General features: G+C 41.7%; 13 protein-coding genes. 8 read left to right on the top strand and 5 right to left on the bottom strand.

Annotated features, from left to right (window positions below; translation table 11 throughout):
* Positions 1-13: 13 nt before the first annotated feature.
* Positions 14-1,771, bottom strand: coding sequence for a pilus motility taxis protein HmpF (gene hmpF / locus IQ244_RS07565; protein ID WP_193891492.1), 1,758 nt, complete (start codon positions 1,769-1,771; stop codon positions 14-16).
* Positions 1,772-2,177: 406 nt separating this feature from the next.
* On the opposite strand from hmpF, the gene IQ244_RS07560 reads away from it, so the two are divergent.
* From IQ244_RS07560 to IQ244_RS07535, 6 genes are all read left to right on the top strand, one after another.
* A complete protein-coding gene (locus tag IQ244_RS07560; RefSeq protein ID WP_193891489.1) occupies positions 2,178-3,389 on the top strand; it encodes a response regulator in 1,212 nt (403 codons plus the stop codon).
* Positions 3,390-3,572: 183 nt separating this feature from the next.
* Complete coding sequence (locus tag IQ244_RS07555; RefSeq protein ID WP_062297988.1) at positions 3,573-3,938, top strand: response regulator transcription factor; 366 nt, start codon at positions 3,573-3,575, stop codon at positions 3,936-3,938.
* 13 nt (positions 3,939-3,951) lie between these two features.
* Positions 3,952-4,482, top strand: coding sequence for a chemotaxis protein CheW (locus tag IQ244_RS07550; protein WP_193891486.1), 531 nt, complete (start codon positions 3,952-3,954; stop codon positions 4,480-4,482).
* Between the two features lie 16 nt (positions 4,483-4,498).
* Positions 4,499-7,381 (top strand): methyl-accepting chemotaxis protein, encoded by a 2,883-nt coding sequence (locus IQ244_RS07545; protein ID WP_193891483.1) that lies wholly within the window; start codon positions 4,499-4,501, stop codon positions 7,379-7,381.
* A 104-nt stretch (positions 7,382-7,485) separates the two neighbouring features.
* Complete coding sequence (locus IQ244_RS07540) at positions 7,486-12,720, top strand: response regulator (protein ID WP_193891480.1); 5,235 nt, start codon at positions 7,486-7,488, stop codon at positions 12,718-12,720.
* 353 nt (positions 12,721-13,073) lie between these two features.
* Positions 13,074-13,217 carry a hypothetical protein gene (locus IQ244_RS07535; RefSeq protein ID WP_193891477.1) on the top strand — a complete coding sequence of 48 codons (144 nt, stop codon included), beginning with the start codon at positions 13,074-13,076 and terminating at the stop codon, positions 13,215-13,217.
* An 85-nt stretch (positions 13,218-13,302) separates the two neighbouring features.
* Here the strand turns inward: IQ244_RS07535 and recQ are convergent, their stop codons facing one another.
* Entirely contained in the window at positions 13,303-15,459 is a 2,157-nt protein-coding gene (gene recQ, locus IQ244_RS07530) for a DNA helicase RecQ (protein WP_193891474.1), read from the bottom strand.
* 336 nt (positions 15,460-15,795) lie between these two features.
* Positions 15,796-17,226, bottom strand: coding sequence for an NADP-dependent phosphogluconate dehydrogenase (gene gndA / locus IQ244_RS07525; RefSeq protein WP_015113327.1), 1,431 nt, complete (start codon positions 17,224-17,226; stop codon positions 15,796-15,798).
* Between the two features lie 336 nt (positions 17,227-17,562).
* Here gndA and IQ244_RS07520 point away from each other — a divergent pair, with 336 nt between their 5' ends.
* Positions 17,563-18,261: a Ycf66 family protein gene (locus IQ244_RS07520; RefSeq protein ID WP_193891471.1), complete on the top strand. Its 699-nt coding sequence runs from the start codon at positions 17,563-17,565 to the stop codon at positions 18,259-18,261.
* A gap of 90 nt (positions 18,262-18,351) precedes the next feature.
* Here IQ244_RS07520 and IQ244_RS07515 read toward each other — a convergent pair whose 3' ends face one another.
* Positions 18,352-18,750: a helix-turn-helix domain-containing protein gene (locus tag IQ244_RS07515; protein ID WP_193891468.1), complete on the bottom strand. Its 399-nt coding sequence runs from the start codon at positions 18,748-18,750 to the stop codon at positions 18,352-18,354.
* Between the two features lie 157 nt (positions 18,751-18,907).
* Entirely contained in the window at positions 18,908-19,207 is a 300-nt protein-coding gene (locus IQ244_RS07510) for a type II toxin-antitoxin system HigB family toxin (RefSeq protein ID WP_193891465.1), read from the bottom strand.
* Between the two features lie 155 nt (positions 19,208-19,362).
* Between IQ244_RS07510 and ileS the strand changes: the two genes are divergently transcribed.
* Entirely contained in the window at positions 19,363-22,245 is a 2,883-nt protein-coding gene (gene ileS / locus IQ244_RS07505) for an isoleucine--tRNA ligase (protein WP_193891463.1), read from the top strand.
* Positions 22,246-22,260 lie beyond the last annotated feature (15 nt).

Raw genomic sequence — 22,260 nt, 5'->3', positions numbered from 1 at the left:
TACTTCACACTTCTCAAGACGCTATTAATTCTGGCTGAGGTATCAAATTTTGCAGAGCCTGACGCATCTCGTTAATAGTTTGCAGTTGATAATCACCAACTTCTTGTACTTGAGCTAAAGAATCATTAATTCCTTGCAGCTTTTGTCGCAAACCGGCCAAAGAATCTTGAATTGGTTGTAAGGCTTCTTGATATAAATTTACTCGTACCCAACATTCAGCAGTGGCTGTTCGTAAAGACTGTAAATTTGCTTCTAAGGTTTTGATTTCTTGTTGCTTATTTTCTAAATCATGTGTTTGGTTATCAATCATACCTTGGTCTAAGTCAATTGCAGACCGCATCTGCTCAATTTCTTGTTCAAGTTTTTGTATCTCCTGAGATTGTTGTTGTCGCTGACTATCGATTTGTAACAAAAGCGGAGCAAAATCAATTAAATAGTCTTCTTCTAGACTGGGAACAGATTGTCCTTGTCGGCGGAGCAATATATTTTGATGTTGCTTCAGAGCCTTATCCCGCTGCAACAAACTACGGCGTTGACCTTCTAAGGTTTTGTTGAGCATTTGATAATGGTCTTTTTCATCCGCCAGTTCCATTTCCAAATTGATGTGATCCTGGTCGGAAGCTTGACTTAGTTTTTTTTGAATTTCTTCTATATCTGTTTGCTTATATTGCAGTTCTTGTTCTTGCTCCTGAACAAAGCTAGAATCTATTTCTAATTTTTTTATTAGGTCTTGAACTATTTTTTGTAGTTCATCTAAAGGCATTTTTTCTAATGATTCTACATCAATTTTTTGGCTAGAAAAATCCCCCGAACCGGCAGACAAAGAATTGATTTTTTGATATAAATCGTCTTGATGTTGCAACTGTTCTTTGACTAGTCGCGCATATTCTTGCTTACTAGTAATAGTTGCGAGATTGACTTTTAAGTGAGTACTTTGCTGTTCTAAAAAATTATGTGCTTGTTGCCATTCGCTTTGGCGATCGCTTAAAGTTTGTGCCAAACGCTCAACTTCTTCTTGCTGCTGGGCTGCTAAAGTTTTTTGCTGTTCTAACTTCTCCCAGTGCGGATTTAAAGTTGCTTGCTGCTGTTCAATTAATTCAAAAGCTAAATGTAGATGTTCTCTGACTGTTTCCGTTGGTGCAGCACGGCTCGATAAACGATTTAATAAATCGCTCATCACCCGACTTTGCTCTTCATCTAAAACATTACCTTGTTGTACCTCTGCTTGTCGCTCTTCTAAGCGTCGCTGTTCACCGCGCAAATGTTCCCAAGCACCTTCTAATTCTTGGCGGTTACGCTCAATTTCCGCTTGCAACTTTTCAATTTCTTCGCGGGATGAGTCAACTTCCTGTTTTTGCTCGTCTAGGCGTTGACAATCATCTTCCATCTGTTGCAGCTGTTCTAAGCGTGCTTCCATCTCCATTTCCCGGCGATTCATTTCTTGCGCCTGAAATGTTAGGGACTGCTTCCATTGATCAATCTCATCTTCTTTGAGTTTAAATTTTTCTAGCTGCCGCGAAAAATTTTGCAAGATGTTGACTAATGGCCGTCCTGCTTCTTGAATCCGCTGCACTTGGCGATTCGGATTCAGTTCTACTAGTACTAATGCACCATCATTTAATTTGCTGGCTTCCTCAGCAGTAATCACCTCTTCCGACACAGTACTCCAATTCTGGTCGGTTCGCTGACAAGCTAGCAGTTTCAGTTCGGTTTTAGAACCACCACTAAGTAAGCCGCCCTTCTGCTTTTGTACTTCTGCTAAATACAGCACACCGTTCGTCCTTTTGCGTACTTAATGTCCGTGTTTTAAGATATGCCTGAGATAATTCTGTTAGTTTGTCTTAATTTCACCGTGGTGTAGTAAAAAAATACAGACAGAACTATTTGTAGACGTTAAATTTCACGCCGTAATATTTGATAGAAGCGATTGAGTCGCGCCTTTATATTCTGTACTGGTGATAGTGATCATGACTTCCGTGTTATCACTAACTTTATCAAGCTGTATTACGAAAATTTACGGTTTATAGCTAAATGTATCTCCTGATAGACATTAGTTGTTGAAGAAATAAGATTGCGAAGGCTGGGAGGTAATAATTTACTGTACTTATGAGAAATCCGGAAAAAATTGCTGGGCAAATTTTAAGTCAAGAATATAACAAGGAGTCACGTTGGGCTAAATGCAGGGAAATTTAAATGAAATTGATATTCGGAGTATTTTGCAATTGATTGCCTTGGGTCAGCGAACAGGACAACTGTTAGTGGAAGCTGGCTTCCACAAGCAAGATCATCCCATCCAAGATGAGAACCTCAGACATCGCCATAGTAAAAATAGTAGAAAACAATCTTGGTTTGTCTTTTTCCTCAACGGTCAAATCATCTATTGTCAAGCAGGAGAGAGTAATTTAGCGCGGATTGAGGATTATTTACGTCATTATCGAGTCGAGACAGGACTTGAGAAAAAGCAAAATACTTCACTAGCCACTCAAAATGTCCCAGAGTATGGCTATTTATGGACACTTCTAGAACAAAATATCATCAGTCCCAAGATAGCTCATAGCATTATTCACCGCTTAGTGCAGGAAACATTGTTTGATTTGTTGAGTTTACACCAAGGGAGTTTTATTTTTCGTCAAGGAGCAGCTTTAGCACCACAATTGACTAGTTTAGAAATCGCGCCACTAGTGGCAAAAATTACTCAGCAAGTCCAAGAATGGAAGCGTCTATATCCGCAAATCCAATCTCCTGAACAACTACCTGTGTTAGCTGATACAGCAGAATTACGATCCTCACTACCAGAGGCAACAGTCAATAAGCTACAGCATTGGGCTGATGGAAAAACATCCCTTCGGCAACTGGCGCGTTATCTTAACCGAGATTTATTGACAGTGGCGAAGGCCATATATCCTTATGTATTACAAGGTTGGCTGCAACTAGTAGATTCAGTTACAACTAATTACCAGACATTAGTACCAGAGTTGGGAGGAGATGAAAACCAACGTCCCCGGATAGTTTGTATTGATGATACAACAACGATTTGTGAGGCTGTCGAGTCGATTTTGAAGTTACATGGTTATGAAGCGATCGCTCTGACGCAACCCTTAGAAGCACTGGGACTAGTATTTCAACTACGACCAGATTTAATTTTGTGTGACATTGCTATGCCGGAATTAGATGGTTATGAAATTTGCAGTATGCTGCGTCATTCCACAGCATTTCGGCTAGTGCCAATTATTATGCTGACTGGTAAAGATGGGTTTATAGATCGGGTCAGAGCCAGGATGGTTGGAGCCACAGATTATTTAACCAAACCGTTTGATGATGCCGAATTACTCATGCTTGTAGAGAAATATGTTAATTACAAGTCTTTTCTGGGAACACCAAAGAAATAGAAGACTTGTTGATTCCATAAAAGATGGGGTAAAAAATGTTATCACAGAATCAACCAACCCCATGCCCAATTATTATCTAGTCAATTAGTGAAATAATAGCATAAATTTATACAAGTAATTTTAAAGGGGAGTCAGGGAATGTTCCAAAGAGGAACGTCTACATCAGGAGGTAGATAGGCATTTATGAGTACAGTTCTGATTGTGGAAGACAGTCTTGCACAAAGGGAGATGATTATTGACCTCCTGAAAGCCACTGGTTTAACAGTCACCTATGCCAGTGACGGAGTAGAAGCGTTGGAGGCCATTCAAACCGCTCCTCCAGACTTGGTGGTATTGGATATTGTCATGCCACGGATGAACGGCTACGAGGTTTGCCGTCGGTTAAAATCTGACCCAAAAACCCAAAATGTCCCTGTAGTTATGTGTTCTTCCAAAGGTGAAGAATTTGACCGCTACTGGGGAATGAAACAGGGTGCAGATGCTTATATAGCCAAACCGTTTCAGCCGACGGAGTTGGTAGGAACAGTCAAACAACTCCTGCGAGGATAAGGATGAAAATAATATGGTCAGCAAACCGGACTTTTTGAGTGGTAGTGGCCAAGACCACTTCCGTCCTGAATTACAAGTAGAAAGTCCTGAAGGTGAGTTACATTTGCGTTTTTATATTCCCTCGCATCAGGAGTTTGCCCTACCAGCGACTGGTATCCGAGAAGTCTTGGAATTAAGCCCTGACAGAATCACCCCGATTCCTAATGCTTCTCCTTTACTTTTGGGTACTCTAAATTTACGAGGTCGAGTAATTTGGGTGGCGGATTTGGGTCAATTTCTGGGTGAAGGAACGGCGCTAAATACGGATAGAGCAGAAATTCCCGTGATTGCGATCGAGGAGCAGGAAACAATAGTCGGTTTAGCAGTGGAAGAAGTCGGCGGTATGGATTGGCTAGATGTACAACATCTGATGCCACCAACAAATCTACCAGATACGATGGCTCCCTTTTTGCGTGGCGAGTGGTTATTAGGTGCTAAAAAAAATCGGTATCTAAGATTACTTGACCAAACGGCGATTGTACGGAGTGCAAGGTGGGCAGGATGATATTGGGAGGGAGCAAATGGCAGCAACAATAGATGATTATCTAGAAACATATCAGCAGGCTTGTACAGCCTACGCAGAACAAGACTATGAATTCGCTGCTACCTTAGTCGATCAGGTAGTACAAAATGTCCCAGATGACCCCAACTGCCATTTATTAAGGGGTCATGTCTACTACGTTTTGCAACAGTACGATGTTGCTAAGGCAGAATATCAAAGAGTCTTGAAATTAACTGATGAACCAGAAATCATCGGTTTTGCGAAAAATGGTTTAGAGAATATCAATCAATATTTACAGCCACTAGAAGAACAAGCTATCCCGATTGAACTTGAGGAGCCAATCAATCTGGCAGGTATTGCTGATGAATCAGAAATGGATACATCAGACTTACAAGATTTAGGCGCATTTGCTAACTTAGATAGCCAAAGCTTTGATTTAAATAGTTTTGAAGAATCTCAGTCATCCTTAAACCCATTTGATATTCCCACCGATAGTATTGTCATGAACAAAATAGTGGAAGAATCACCATCTTTGATGGCTGATCCTTTTGCCCTGAATCAAGATGACAATAGTTCCGAACTGAATAACCACCCAGAAGAAGAAATTGCCTTAGATTTACCAGCTTTCTGGCAAGAAGATTTATCACTAATTAATTTAGATGATTCAGGAATAACAAATAGCCCCTTTGATATAGGGACAACTTCAAGTCAAGAAAGCTCACCCTTTGACAGCAATAGTGTTGATTCTCCTTTTGCCTCAGCTAATTTACAAACGAGTAATATTTTAGATACTTCATCAGAAGTCTTATTAGGAGAAAAGTATCCAGAGCCAAGCATGGCAAGTTTGGACTTAAAAATGGGTATTCTGGAGGAAAATTCACCAAAATCGCCAGAAAATATCTCGAATGTGGATGCAAAAACAAATCAAGATAATGTATTCGCGGCTAAACCCAGTAATTGGTTGGAAAAAATAGAATTTCCCGATAATTCTGCAACTACCAACTCATCTACTAATGACGATTTTGCTTTGCCAAATTCTCCTTTAAAAGCTGGCACAACTTTAGACACAAATTCTTTTAATGGTGATGATAATTTTGATTTTGAAGCATTTGAGTCGGCCTTTGGCTCCGATGAATTCAAAACTGATGAAGATACTAACAGTATGCTCAGTAGTGAAAATTCTAAAAGTAATATCGAGTTTTTAGATGATTTTGATGATTTTGACGACCTGGGGAATATTCCTGGGTTTGACTTAGCAGACTCGGATGTGAGCTTTGGGGATGTAGTACTTTCTGGGCCATTGGAAGCTAATAGCAGCCCCCGCAGTCATTTTACAGAAACTACCGCTAACAATGGCAGTAGCGATCGCGATGAAGAACTATTTACCATAACTGGTTCTCAAGAAGCAGTCCCCATATTTACCCAAGCCGATGTCTCCAAATTAGAACCAGTTGCCAGTATTGAGCAAGGCTGGTTAGCACCACTGGAAAATGCTTCTTTAGATATGAAGCCTTTTTTGGTAGCTGGGACTGTGGGGATTTTCTCGGCAATGGTTGTCGCCGTTGTGAGCTTTGGGGCGACTTCCTTTTCGGCACCACAACAGCGAGAATCTATTCGCAATACTGGCTGGGCTATGTCCCTCGCTGCTGGGATTTCGGGATTTGCGACAGCTGCTTTTATGGGCAATCTCACCCTCAAGCAAATTCGCCGTACAACGAAGGATTTGCAAAATCAGTTTGATGCAGTCCGCCAAGGCAATCTCAATGTTCAAGCCACTGTTTATTCCGAGGATGAATTAGGGTTATTAGCCACCGGCTTTAACGAAATGGCGCGGGTAATTTTTACCACTACCAACGAAGCCCAACGCAAAGCAGATGAACAAGAAGAAGCCAAAGAAAACCTGCAAAGGCAAGTAATTCGCTTGTTAGACGACGTAGAAGGGGCAGCCAGAGGTGACTTGACAGTGCAAGCGGAAGTAACAGCCGACGTATTGGGAGCCGTTGCTGATGCCTTTAACCTGACAATTCAAAACTTGCGGGATATCGTTCAACAGGTAAAAGTCGCTGCGCGCGAAGTAACCAAAGGGGCAACAAATTCGGAAACCTTTGCTCGTGCCTTATCGAGTGACGCTTTACGCCAAGCCGAAGAGTTAGCTGTCACCTTAAATTCTGTGCAGGTGATGACCGACTCGATTCAGCGGGTGGCAGAAGCCGCACGGGAAGCGGAAACTGTTGCCCGTGATGCTAGTAGCATCGCGCTCAAAGGTGGAGAAGCGGTAGAAAACACCGTCGCCGGGATTTTAGAAATTCGGGAAACTGTAGCGGAAACTACCCGCAAAGTCAAACGGTTGGCAGAATCTTCCCAAGAAATTTCTAAGATTGTGGCATTAATTTCACAAATTGCCTCACGTACCAACTTACTTGCACTCAACGCCAGTATTGAGGCGGCGCGGGCTGGAGAAGCCGGACGGGGGTTTGCAATTGTGGCGGATGAAGTACGCCAGTTAGCCGACAAATCTGCGAAATCTTTGAAAGAAATCGAACAGATTGTGATGCAAATCCAAAGTGAAACTGGCTCAGTCATGACCGCAATGGAAGAAGGCACACAACAGGTAATTAAAGGGACAAAACTTGCCGAAGAAGCCAAGCGATCGCTGGAAAATATTATTCAAGTAGCCAATCGCATTGATATTCTGGTGCGCTCAATTACCAGCGACACAGTAGAACAGACAGAAACCTCCCGTGCTGTCGCCCATGTTATGCAATCAGTAGAACTAACAGCCCAAGAAACCTCCCAAGAAGCCCAGCGAGTTTCTGGCGCACTCCAAAACCTAGTGGGTGTATCCCGTGACTTAATAGCTTCCGTTGAGCGTTTCCGCGTGGATACTCTGGAATCGAAGTAATTAGTCATGAGTCCATAGTCAATAGTCCATAGTTCAAAATTATTGACTGATGACTGATGCTCTTGACCATTGACAATTGACCCTTGACTCTTGACTAAAAAACTATGCTGCCGGAACAACAACAGCGGATTTTGGGTTACTTTATTGAAGAAGCGCGAGACCACCTGAACACAATTGAGCAGGGGTTACTGAATCTTCAAGATACTTTGAACGACCCGGAAATGATCAATGAGGTTTTTCGGGCAGCCCACTCCATTAAAGGCGGAGCGGCTATGCTGGGTCTAACTAGTATCCAGCACACGGCTCATCGTCTAGAAGATTGCTTTAAAGTACTCAAAGAGCATCCAGTTCGGATTGATGAAAAGTTAGAGTCTTTGTTTTTGGGTGTAGCGGATACTCTCAAAGCTTTATTAGAACATTTAAGTGGCCCCTACGGACTTTCGGAAGAAGCTGCCAACACTTTGATGTCGGAAGCTGAACCTGTATTTAAATGGTTGAATGATCATCTAGATTTGCTAGTACAAAAAGGCCACAATGGCGTAGCAGACGATAGCCATACAGTAATCCAACCATCCCACACAGAAAGCGTTAGTTCACTCACAGAGATTTTCTGGCGGACGGATACGTCTATACCAGCAGAAGACACCAAAGGTTTATCTCCAGGAGTACATACACCAGTCGCCGCCCAAGAAAATACTTGGAGCGAGTTTCAAAATCAGGTGTTGCAAGCTTTACGGCAAATGTTGCAACTGTTTAAGCAACAAGCAACAGCTGAATCACGGCAAAATCTTCAGCAGTGTTGTCGCCAGTTGGAGAAACTTGGACAAAGATGGAATTTGCCTAATTGGTCTAGTTTATGTCAAGCAGCCGCAAATGCGATCTGTAATAGTGAAAATACTTATCTTACCCTAGCTAAAATTGTCATTACGGAAATTAAACAGGCTCAGGAATTAGTTCTTCAAGGTAGAGATGCCGAGATTACAATTAGTCAGCAATTAGAAGTTCTCCTGAGTTTTCCTGAACTGGAGCCATTCTCAATAGACTTTAATCTTGATTTGTTTGACAATGAACCAGCTACAGAACTAGAAAACCAAGCTGTCAGCATCGGCAAAACTGATGAGGAAGTTTCTTTGATTGCCAGTGTACAGCCAGCAGATAGTGTGATCAGCTTAACCGATCTCACAGATCAGATGAATCAAGATAGGGCGATCGCCATTAATCATCCGCGTGAAAATGCGGCTAACTCTCTGTTTGGTGATGGAAACGATGGATCACTAAATCTTGGTCAGACTGACCATCATGGGCCAGAGGTAGGATTAGCAGAATTAAATACTCTGGCCGATTTATTTGAAGGGGAAACGCAGGAATTAGATGAAACTTGGCAACAAGAAGAAATTTTGGAGATCACTGCTGTCAGTAACTTGGGCATAGATATTACTGAAGATTTGACAGAAGAGAATGAGAGTGATTTAGCAGATTTTCTCTCCCTGGATGAAGATATCCGCGCTGATGAGTCAACTGTTAATTTCAGCACTACAGAAGATCTGGGACTGTTATTTGGCGATAATTTCTTAGAAAAAGAGCATTCAGAGCCAGAAAGTGCGACAAACCTCCCAGAAATCTTACCAGAATCACCAGAAATTGCTAGTGAATCTCAGTTGTCCTTTGCCAACCTCAACAGCCAAGATGTCGATGAATTATTAACACTGTCTCTGGATGATCACCAACTACCAATTGTGAGTGAAGTTGCTCAACCAGCAACTGAGGCTATTGCAAGTACTGGAGTATCTGCTGCCCAACAAAGCATTTTAGATGAATTATTCCTAGAAAATCCAGAAACAAATCTTGCAGAGGCACATAATTTTGATAATACAGAACTTCAGTTGTTCACCTCCGAACCAAACTCTTTATCTTTAGACGGTTTATTTGCTGAAGGTGACGAAAATATACTCATACCTACAGAAGAGTCAGGAATTGGGGATTTATTTGATAATCCACCTGTAACAGCAACAAATTTGTCTCAAACAGAAGACGATTTGAATAATTTTTGGAATTCTCCCGCAGAAGCAGAATTGCAGTCAGAATTTGATAATGTCTTAGAAGCAGATGTAACCAAAGCTTTAGAAGACAGTTTATTTGCAGCGGCGGCTTCTGGGGAAATTTTTGGAGGTATGCACAATAATACGTCCTCAAATGGAGAAGATTATGGAGATAATTTTGAGCTAACTTTTCTCCAGCCAGATTTAGAATTTGCTTCAGATAATGAAGATGATTTATTGGGAGAATTACAAGTTCCTAATTTTAGCGATCGCAATGTCTCTGCACCAGAAATACACAATTTTGCTCAAGCACCAGAAGCTGTAGATTTGACTCCTGAATTTACTTATCAATTGCCGGAATCTTCTACGGTTGATGCCCAGACTTTTGGGGAATTAGAACTAAATATTTTTGATGATCTAGATGCTGAAGAAGATGAACCGATTGCTTTCGTTGATTTAGAACCAAAAATTCATGGTACTTATATTCAGCTAGATAGTTCAGATAATCCATCTTTTGATTTATTCACCAATATTAGTCTGCCAGAAACATCTGTAACTAATGAAGATGGGAGTGAACCCTTAGATAATAAAGATGGGGACTTGGATTTACTAGATGAGTTATTAGCCACAGACATCAGCCAACCAGATACTGACTTAGATCAGTTAATTGCAGATACAGAAATTATTGAGTTTTCCCAAATCCAAAATTTTGAAAATTTACTTGATGATTTATTAATTATAAATAATAGTGAAACTGCGGCAATTGTAGAACCAACACTCACTGATGATTTTGATTTATTTTTAACAGCAGATGCAGATGCTGAAGCAGAGGGATTAAAATTAGAATTTTACGAAAATATTAATGAAACTGTAACTGTTGACGTATTAAGAGAAACAGCAGATTCTCCCGAATTATCATTAGACACTAATCAGTTAGATACACTAATAGCTGAGGTGGAAAATGTTAGTATTGACTTGCCAGAATCAGAGATAACACCAGCCACAGAAGATACAAATACAATATTCGAGCAGGAAGATGAATTTGCTGATTTAGAAGCATTATTAGGTGAAGAATTACCAAGTGATGCTGGGGCGATCGCTTCGGAAGATTTTGCCGCACTGGAAGCTTTGTTAGGTGGAGATAAGCCGGAAATATCTCCCCAGCCGACGATTCAGCATAATTATATTTCAGAATCTCCAACCACAGCCAGTAATAATTTTGCCAGCGAAACGCCGGCATCGCCAAAACTTGAAGATGAATTTAGTGATTTAGAAAAACTACTGGCGGAAGCAGATAATTCGATATCTCATTCATCAGCAATCAAACCCAACACAAATAAAGCTCCTCGTCCGGCGAATCGTCGTAACGCGAGATTTGAAGAAACGATGAAGGTGCCAGTTAAACAACTGGACGATATGAGTAATTTAGTTGGGGAATTAGTAGTTAATCGCAACACCTTAGAGCAAGATCATGAACGGCTGCGACAATCATTAGATAACTTGCTGATTCAAGTGCAACAGCTGTCGGATGTGGGCGCGAGAATGCAAGAATTATATGAGCGATCGCTTTTAGAAGCTTCTCTACTGGCCACTCGTACCAAAAAAGAAACGCCTGTCCTCTCTTCAGAACCCGATACAGACAGGGGTTTTAGCGAACTAGAAATGGATCGATTTACCCCGTTCCACACCTTGTCTCAAGAAATGATTGAATTGATTGTGCGAGTGCGGGAGTCAGCGAGTGACATTGATTTTGTGACGGAAGAGACTGAACGTGTAGCCAGACAATTCCGTCAAGTCACAACTCAACTACAAGAAGGTTTAACCCGCGCTCGAATGGTGCCGTTTTCTCAGGCGATTGACCGTTTGCGGCGCGGTGTGCGGGATAACGCGATTAAATGCGGTAAACAAGTAGAGTTGGTGATTGAAGGTAGCGATACCTTAATTGACAAGATGATTTTAGATCATCTCACCGATCCACTCACGCATATGTTGAATAATGCGATCGCTCATGGGATCGAAACCCCAGAAGAACGCCAAACTAGGGGTAAACCACCTGCGGGAGAAATTACAATTCGTGCCTTCCACCAAGGAAACCAAACTGTCATTTCTGTGGGTGATGACGGTGCAGGTATTGACCCCGAAAAAGTCAAAGCCAAGGCTGTGAAAGTCGGGATGATGAGCAAAGAACAGGCAAGAAGCATCTCTCGAATGGAAGTTTATGATTTGCTGTTCCAACCTGGTTTTAGTATCAAAGATCAAGCCGATGAAATCTCCGGTCGTGGCGTGGGGATGGATGTAGTTCGTTCCGAGATTAGTGAAATTCGCGGGACTGTGAATACAGATTCGGCCATTGGTAAAGGTACAACATTTACGATTCGTTTACCACTCACCTTAAGTATTTGTAAAGCCCTCTGCTGTGTTTCCGATAAAGCTCGAATTGCCTTCCCAATGGATGGAGTGGAAGATACTTTAGATATACCCGCCAAAAATATTCAACATAATGCTGATGGGCAATCATTTATTTCGTGGCGCGATACAGTCTTGCCATTCCGACCGCTCAAAGATCTGTTATCTTTCAATCGCTTGTTAAGTCGCGGTAACGTTTACGGTGGAACTCGTGATGATGATACAGTTTCCGTAGTGGTGGTGCGATCGGGCAATACCTTAATTGCTTTACAAATTGACTTAGTACTCAGCGAACAAGAAATTGTAATTAAGCAATTTGAAGGGCCAGCACCTAAACCTATTGGTGTAGCAGGTGCTACAGTTCTGGGCGATGGTCGGATTATGCCAATTGCTGATGTGTTGGAAATCATCGATATTTTCCAAGGTCGGATGTCTAAAAATGCTGGTGGTACTCCTTGGCAGCACAAATCACCACCTACAGCCACACAAGCCCCGGCTGAGAAAATTGATCCAACTGTGTTGATTGTTGATGACTCTATTACAGTTCGAGAATTGTTATCTTTGACCTTTAACAAATCAGGCTATCGGGTTGAACAGGCGCGTGATGGTCAAGAAGCCTGGGATAAACTGCGTTCTGGACTACCTTGCGACATCGTATTCTGTGACATCGAAATGCCTCGTTGCGATGGACTGGAGTTACTATCACGCATCCAAAAAGATTCCACCTTAAATCACTTACCTATTGCTATGCTCACCTCGCGCGGTGCAGATAAACACCGACAAATGGCTATTCAACTTGGCGCTAGTGGTTACTTCACTAAGCCGTATCTCGAAGAAGCCTTACTCGAAGCTGCCGTCAGGATGCTTAAAGGAGAGAAATTAGTCAGTAGTTAGAAAAAATACCATTATCTGTAGGCAAAATCTGAACTTTTACCGCAGACTTATAAAATACTTGTGTAAGTCGCAATGGTTTGGTTAAGTAAGTTGGTGTAATTAAAAATAACTAGTGAAAGCTGTCATTTGTCTTTTGTTAATAAAAATGACGAAGAAAGACCTTTACAGGTGATTCTCTAATTTAGACGTATTTCAGCTTATGGGACATCACTTGAGGAAAGTTTACAAAAATAAACATTGCCCTTGCTTATGGTGACTAGAAGAAAATCAAAAGCACTAATGTATTCCATTTAACAAAATATGTTTCAAACTAGATAAATAGCAAAGAAAATTTTGGCAAAAAGGGTTTATCTATGAGTTTTGTAGATGGTTTACTGCTGACGTTGGTAAATACTGTTGCTTGTTTGATGTTACCAAAGTTGCTGTCTGTGATTTTAGCTGATAAAACCAAATCTGAAGTAGCAACTCAACCTGTACCTAGTTCGGAAATTTCCTAAATTCCTGATTGGTTATCTTAGGCGATCGCTCTGGGGAAAAATTTGGATAATATATTCTTGAGTTTGTGCGATCGCCAACAGGAATTTATTTGCGTTTTTCTCGTCGCCACTTTTCTTTAACTAAGCGAATTTCATCAAAAGTATAGGCTGTCCCCAATTGTTCTTTGAGGGGAGTGAGAGGAATATCCCCAAGAACTTCGAGAACTTGCCAAATTTTTTGATGATGTTCAACCGGAACTAACAAATTTAAATCGACAGGCTGATTTTTTTCGATTAATCTTGCCAGATGACTGACTATTGTCGTTGGACTAAGTTTGCGTTGTTTGGCAATTTCCGCAACATTTAAGCCTTGTTGATGTAACTGTAAGGTTTGTAATTCAGTCCCAGAAATTAAACTGAGTGAGGTTATATCATCAACAGCTTGATGAACCGGATTTTTCCCATCGCGGTAAGTGCGAATTTCCGCCAAGAACTTTTCTCCGTATTGGGCAAGTTTATGACTCCCCACACCAGATAGTTTGCCAAATTCAACTAAAGTTTTCGGCTGTACCTGCGCCATTAACTTTAAGGTCGAGTCATGAAAAATCACATAAGGTGCTATAGACTGTTCATCAGCCAGTTGCTTACGTAGCGATCGCAACCTATATAATAATTCTTCTGCTTCAGCAGCTTTGGGACTCTCTTCGATTAAAGATACTTTTTGGGTTGCAGACACAGCAATTTCGACTTTTCGCTGTCGTCGCATCACTTCCCAACTGTGGGCGTTTAATTTTAAAACAGAATAACCATCACTAGTTTGTTCTAGCAAACCTTGATGTAAAAGCGATCGCCCTAACATTCGCCATTCTTCCCCACTTCTATCTTTGCCAATCCCGTAAGTAGATAATTTGTCGTGTTCGTATTGGGTAATTTTCTGATTTTTTGCCCCTCGCAACACATCAATAATATGCAGCATTCCAAATCTTTCTTTGCACCGCGCCACACAAGATAAAAACTTCATGGCTTCAATTGACCAATCTTCTACAGGTTTGGGATGACGACAATTATCACAGTTAGCGCAATTTCCGAGAAACCTTTCCCCAAAGTAACTGAGTTGAATTGTCCGGCGACAATCTGTCCCCTCAGCATAATCAATCATTTGTCGCAGTTGTTGTTTAGCAATCAACTGTTCTTGAGCATCGGTTTTTTGATTAATACTCCATTCAATAGTTTTAATATCACCAAAACTAAAAAAGATTGTACAGCGAGAAGGTTCACCATCGCGTCCCGCCCGCCCAGATTCTTGATAGTAACTTTCTAAATTACGGGGAATATCAAAGTGAATTACTAGCCGCACATCTGGTTTATTAATTCCCATCCCAAACGCGATAGTCGCCACCATCACTCGTGCATCATCTCGAATAAATCGCGTTTGATTACTGCTACGTTCTTCATCACTTAATCCTGCATGATAAGCAAGAACTGAAACTTTATCATTTTGCAGTTTAAAAGTTAATTCATCGACTTTTTTGCGCGTGAGACAATAAATAATAGCTGAACCGTCAATTTCTCGAATTAATTCTAATAATTCAGCGTAAGCATATTTAGTTTTCGGACGGACTTCGTAATAAAGATTTTGGCGATTAAAACTGGCAATGTGAATACTTGGTTGCTTTAAACCGATTTGTTGAATAATATCCGAACGGACGCGTTCCGTCGCCGTTGCTGTCAACGCAATTGTCGGGACATGGGGATAACGCGATCGCAATGAGCGCAACTGACGATATTCTGGACGAAAATCATGTCCCCACTCCGAAACACAGTGCGCTTCATCAATTGCAAAGGTAGAAATGCCAATTTGGTGATGTACTAAATCCAGAAACGGCAAAAACCTTTCACTCATCAGCCGTTCTGGGGCAACGTAGAGTAATCTGACCTTACCATTAAGAATAGCTTCTTCCCGCGATCGCACCTGATAAGGATTCAAACTACTATTGAGAAACGTCGCACTAATATTATTATTGCGTAGTGCTTCCACTTGGTCTTGCATCAACGCAATTAATGGCGATACCACCACCGTCAATCCCTTCTTAATTAACGCTGGTAACTGAAAGCACAAAGACTTCCCCCCACCAGTCGGCATTACTACCAGCAAATCTCGATTTTGTAGCGCATCTTCGATAATTTGTCGCTGTCCTGGACGGAATTGATCATAACCGAAGTGATATTTTAACGCTTGTTCGAGATTGGGATACTGAAGCATAGCGATCGCTTTCTTAGCCGTGTTCTGCGTAGGTAGTGGATACCAAGATTATAGAAGCACACAATCCTCTGTGCGCCTTTGAGTGAATTAAAATATGTGCAGGCATGACCGTAGTTAGTCAGCAAAACCTGACGAGGAGACATAAAATTATGGTCAGCAGCCTAAAAAAAATTCGCCGATTATCTATCTTAAATCTAAATTGGAAAATAATTATTTAATGAACATCATGATGATTTTAAAAAGAAAGTGACTCTGAACTTCAGAGTCACTTTCTTTTTTCCAGTCAACAGCAATTTAAACTTTCACAAGATGCTCATAACTTGGAGAAGTGAAAGTTTACTTGGTAGCTTCAGTGATGGGAACCCACTCAGTATGGAAACTACCTGGCTTATCGAGGCGTAGATAGGTATGTGCGCCGAAGTAATCGCGTTGTGCTTGAGTGAGGTTTTGGGGCAAGCGATCGCGGCGATAACTGTCAAAATAATCTAAAGATGCGCTAAATGCTGGTACAGGAATACCCAATTTTGCAGCAGTTATGATTACTTCCCGCCAAGCTGTTTGTCGGTCGAGAATTGTTTGCTTAAATTCAGGAGCCAATAGCAAGTTAGGCAATGCGGGATTTTCGGTAAATGCCTTCTTAATCTTATTCAAGAAGCCAGCACGAATAATACAGCCACCTTTCCAAATCCGAGCTAATTCGCCCAAATCCAAATTCCAGTTATATGTTTTGGAAGCTGTAGATAGCAATGCCATCCCTTGAGCATAAGAACAAATCTTAGAGCAATACAAAGCATCCCGAACTTTGTTAATAAACTCTTTGGTAGTACCGTCATATTTGCCGCTGGGGCCTGTGAGTTGCTTGGATGCGGCTATCCGTTCATCTTTAATAGAAGAGATAATCCGAGCATTTACAGCTGCTGTGATGGTAGGAATCGAAACTCCTAATTCCAAAGCAGTTTGTACAGTCCAACGACCAGTACCCTTTTGACCTGCTGCGTCCACAATCAAATCTACCAGGGGTAGACTGGTTTCTGGGTCAATGTAGGGGAAGATATTAGCTGTAATCTCAATCAAAAATGAATTGAGTTCGTCGGTTGTGTTCCATTCAGCAAACACTTCATGAAGCTGATTGTGGTCAAGTCCACCAGCATTTTTCAGCAAATCGTAGGCTTCAGCAATCAGCTGCATATCGCCGTACTCAATGCCGTTGTGTACCATCTTCACATAGTGACCGGAACCACCAGGGCCAACGTAGGTAACACAGGGGCCGTCATCAACTTGGGCAGCAATTTTATTGAAAATTGGTGAGAGATACTCATAGGAACTTTGGGTACCACCAGGCATCAAAGAAGGGCCGTTTAATGCGCCTTCTTCACCACCACTCACACCCATACCGAGAAACCGCAGACCTAGGGGTTCTAATTCTTCGGTACGTCTTTGGGTATCTTCAAACCAAGAGTTGCCACCATCAATAATGATATCGCCTTCGTTTAGCAAAGGTTTTAGCTGCTGAATCACCGCATCCACGGGTTTACCAGCTTGTACCATTACTAGAATCTTGCGGGGACGTTCCAATGCTGCAACGAATTCTTCTAAAGTAAAAGCTGCTTTAACGTTCCGCCCTGGCGCACGCTCGGCCATGAAAGCATCGGTTTTTTCGCGGGAGCGGTTGTATACTGCAATTGGAAAACCATTACGTTCTACATTAAGAGCGATATTCTCGCCCATAACGGCTAATCCAATCACACCAAAACTTTGTAGTGTCATAACTAGTTTGGCTAACTCTTGCAGATTCTTTCATCTTTTAGGGTAATCCGAGAGTTTCTCTTATCCCCTAAAGAAGACATTAAGAGTTGCGGTGATTAGTAAAAGCTCAGAACTAACATCACATATAACAAGTTTTAAATTGTATCTAAGTCAACAATTGTGCTACAAAATTTGCAAAATTGGAATATCTAGTTTAGGGATGAGGGTGCAGGGATTAGAAATTAGGAATTAAATTCAGAATAATTTTTCCTTAAATTCAGATTAATTTTTCTAGTACCTAGTATCTAATACTCAATACCCAATCCCCCATGAAAAATAGTTAAGGAGTAACCCAAAATGCTGGCATACGTCCTAGCTTTGGTGGTCGGTCTTGGTAGTTTATTACTCTACGTATCAGCTTTCTTTTTCCCAGAGATCCATCGCAAGAATGATTTTATTTGGAGTGGTGTTGGATTATTTTACGCTTTAGTTTTATGGGTGTTCGCGCCACATATTGGCGGAGGATTATTACTAGGTCATGTGGCGAGTGTGGCTCTTTTAGTGTGGTTTGGGTGGCAAACATTGTCACTCCGTAGACAGGTAACACCGCAGTTACAACAAACTCCAGTACCCAGTTCAGCCGCAGTGAAAACTTCCCTGCAAGAACAGGTGACAAAGTTATCTCTTCAAGAACGCTTCGGCAAGCTGCAACAAGGGTTGAGTAGCACCTTGGGCGGCGTGAAAGGTAAAGTACAACCATCTGTCAGTAAAAATTCACCAGTGGAGAAACCAACTGTTGAGATTATTGACAAAACTACACCCATCCCTGAACCTGCTATTGAAGAAGTACCTGCGACTACAGATGTCGCACCGACAACCGAGAGTGTACCCGAAGTAATTCCACCCCATCCACCATCTCCCGAATTGGTAGAAGCAGCACAAGCACATCCAGAAGCGGAAAATAAAGAACCGATTCCCGTAGAAGAAATTGCGCCTGATGCGGTGCTTGCTCCTCCCGCAGAAGCACCACCGGAACAAATACCGCCAAATAGTTAGATGAGCTAAATTGTGTTAAACCCAGCTTGAATTTAATATCATGTTGGGTTTTTTGTATTCAAGTGGCGATCGCTCAATTTAAACTAGCGACTAGATAAACAATGCTGGAGAAACATGAAAAAATTTCCCTAGTGCTTTTGCTTGAGCTTTACTAATTGCTCTGTTACCGTTCACAACTTCAGAAACCACACCTTTAGAACCCATAATTCCTACCAAGTCAGATTGTTTAATTCCTCGCGCTTCTATCAAGTGCTTGAGAATTGCATGAGGCGATGATGGTTCAAGGGGATAGTTTTTGTTTTCAAACTCTTCAATGAGAGTAACTAAAAGCTGTAGTATGGCGGTCTGCTCTGGTGTACGATTTTTACACGCCATTAATTTTTCTACAGTTTCTAGAGTGTGATCGTATTCTTCTTCTGTTGTTATAACTTTTGGTTGAAGCTCTACCAAAAGTTGGCTATAAGTGATTGTATTAAAAGAAGTGGTCATATACCTTATCGCCCGATCAGCGGCGGCCTGTAATAAAAGTTTTCCTTCCGTTAACGGCGAAGACCCGTCTCATAACTTACTCCAATCGCCAAAAGTAAGTATGACTTTTAGCCACTATCAAATAGTGCAACCTAAGATTAATTGTATCTAAAACATATCAAAAGAAAGGGTCATTTTTCCATTTTTCTTTATCGTAATCAGCGTGAGTTAAGAAGTACTTGTAATATACTGTTTGGACTTCATAATCTATGCTCACAATTAGGCGATAAGTATTACCTTTGATATTAAAAATTGTAAAATTACTTACTACATCTGCTGTTAGGTAAAATTGTCGAACTTCGTTGAAGTTTTGCCATGATGCAGATTTCACCACTTGATACCAAGAGTTCACTGACTCTACTGCATCTGGATATTTACCAGCATCAGCACGTAAATTACGAATGCTGATTAGGTGCATTTTTTATTTTTGATATTAAAACTAAATATTTTGTTATTGCATCCAACTCATATTATGTTTTCAAAACGAGAACCTGTTGTCAAGTTAATTTTTTGAGCTTCCTGCCATCTTCTATAATTGATAAAACCTGCACATATATTCTTAGGCATGAAGCTGTGACGGAAACTGGAAGCTACAAAGACACTGTAAATCTACCTAAAACTAATTTTGAGATGCGGGCTAACGCCATCAAGCGTGAACCGGAAATTCAAAAGTTTTGGGCAGACAATCAAATTTTTGAACGCCTGTCGCAAGAAAATCCAGGCGAACTATTTATACTGCACGATGGCCCACCCTACGCAAATGGCTCTCTGCATATTGGTCATGCCTTAAATAAAATTCTCAAAGATATTATTAATCGCTACCAGTTGTTACAAGGGCGAAAGGTTCGTTATGTGCCTGGTTGGGACTGTCACGGCTTACCAATTGAACTGAAAGTTTTGCAAAATCTCAAGTCGGCAGAACGGCAAAATTTAACGCCTTTGCAATTGCGCCAAAAAGCTAAAGAATTTGCTTTAAAAACGGTAGATGACCAACGCCAAAGTTTTAAACGCTACGGTGTTTGGGGTGACTGGGATAACCCATATCTGACGCTGAAGCCGGAATACGAAGCGGCGCAGATTGGTGTATTCGGGCAGATGGTGTTAAAAGGATACATCTATCGCGGGTTGAAGCCGGTTCACTGGAGTCCAAGTTCTAAAACGGCTTTGGCTGAGGCGGAGTTGGAATATCCAGAAGGTCATACTTCGCGGAGTATCTATGCGGCTTTTCCAGTCACTGGTTTGTCGGAGGCTGCAAAATCAGCTTTGGGAGAGTATCAGTCAGAGTTGGGTGTGGCTGTGTGGACTACTACACCTTGGACAATTCCCGGTAACTTGGCGGTGGCGGTGAATGGGGATTTAAATTACGCGGTGGTGGAAGTTTCAAGCACAGACGCTCAAAGTAATTTTAAATATCTCATTGTAGCGGCGGATTTGGTGGAACGGTTGGCGGCGACTATCTCGGCTGAGTTAACGGTGAAGGCGACTTTTAAAGGTAAGGAGTTGGAACATACTACTTACCGTCATCCCTTATATGACCGCGAAAGTCCGGTTGTAGTTGGTGGTGATTACATCACTACTGAGTCGGGTACTGGCTTGGTACATACTGCCCCTGGTCACGGTCAAGAAGACTACATTGTGGGTCAGCGTTATGGTTTGCCTATCCTTGCGCCTGTTGATGATAACGGCAACTTTACCGAGGAAGCGGGACAGTTTGCTGGGTTGAATGTGTTGGGTGATGGAAATCAGGCGGTTATTGATGCGCTGGCGGCGGCGGGTTCGCTGTTGAAGGAGGAGGCTTACGCGCATAAGTATCCTTACGACTGGCGGACGAAAAAGCCGACGATTTTCCGGGCGACTGAACAGTGGTTTGCTTCAGTGGAAGGATTTAGGGAAGAAGCACTAAAGGCGATCGCATCGGTAAAATGGATACCAGCCCAAGGTGAAAATCGCATCACGCCAATGGTGGCGGAACGTTCTGATTGGTGTATCTCTCGTCAGCGTGCTTGGGGGGTGCCAATTCCCGTATTTTATGATCAGGAAACAAACGAACCTCTGCTAAACGAGGAAACTATCAACCACGTTCAAGCCATCATCGCCGAGAAAGGTTCTGATGCTTGGTGGGAATTATCGGTGGCGGAATTATTACCAGAATCCTATAGAAATAATGGTCGGTCTTACCGCAAAGGTACTGACACAATGGACGTATGGTTTGATTCTGGTTCATCTTGGGCGGCTGTACTTAAGCAACGTCCAGAGTTAAGCTACCCTGCTGATATATATTTAGAAGGTTCCGACCAGCATCGCGGTTGGTTCCAGTCAAGTTTGCTGACTAGTGTAGCGGTAAATGACATTGCGCCTTACAAAACTGTGTTAACTCACGGCTTTGCTTTGGATGAGCAAGGGCGTAAAATGAGCAAGTCTGAAGGAAATGTGGTTGACCCCAATGCAATCATTGAAGGCGGGAAAAATCAAAAATCAGACCCAGCTTATGGTGCAGATGTATTGAGATTGTGGGTATCATCGGTAGACTATTCCGGTGATGTCCGCATTGGGAAAAATATCATCAAGCAACTAAACGATGTGCGCGGTAAGATTCGCAATACAGCGCGGTTCTTGTTGGGTAGCTTGCATGATTTTGACCCAGAAAAAGATGCAATTCCCTTTGAGGATTTGCCGCAGTTGGATAAATATATGTTGCACCGCATTCGTGAGGTGTTTCAAGAAGTAACGGAAGCGTTTGAAAGTTTCCAATTCTTCCGCTTCTTCCAAACTGTGCAGAATTTTTGTGTTGTGGATTTATCCAACTTCTATTTAGATATCGCCAAAGATAGGCTATATATCAGTGCGCCCAATGCTTTCCGCCGTCGCAGTTGTCAGACAGTTATTCACATTGCTTTAGAAAATTTAGCACGAGCGATCGCACCTGTTCTCTGTCATACTGCGGAAGATATCTGGCAATATCTCCCCTATAAAACACCCTACAAATCAGTATTTGAAGCTGGTTGGGTGCAGTTAGAAGATAAATGGGATAACCTCGAACTGGCAGAATTTTGGAAAACACTGCGACGGCTTCGCACGGATGTAAATAAAGTCTTAGAACAAGCCAGGATAGAAAAAATGATTGGTTCTTCCTTAGAAGCTAAAGCTTTAATTTACATCAAAGATACAAACATTCGTAACGCCATTGCAACTTTAAATCCTCAAGTTGGTAAGGGTGTAGATGAACTGCGTTATCTATTCCTAACATCTCAAGTTGAATTGTTAGATTCTGCTGATAAACTCCAAGCATTGAAAACCTTAAACGTCCAAGGTGAGGATAATTGGGAAATTGGAGTAGCGAATGCAGATGGTGAAAAATGCGATCGCTGTTGGAACTACTCAACCCATGTGGGAGAATCAGCAGAGCATCCCTTATTGTGCGAAAGGTGCGTTTCTGCCTTAGCTGGGGAGTTTTAAAACAGGTTTAACATG

It is taken from the genome of Nostoc sp. LEGE 06077, assembly GCF_015207705.1.
In the GTDB taxonomy this organism is placed as follows: Bacteria; Cyanobacteriota; Cyanobacteriia; order Cyanobacteriales; family Nostocaceae; genus Nostoc_B.
Note: the sequence above shows the minus strand (reverse complement) of the source record. Positions and strands in the feature narration are given on the sequence as shown.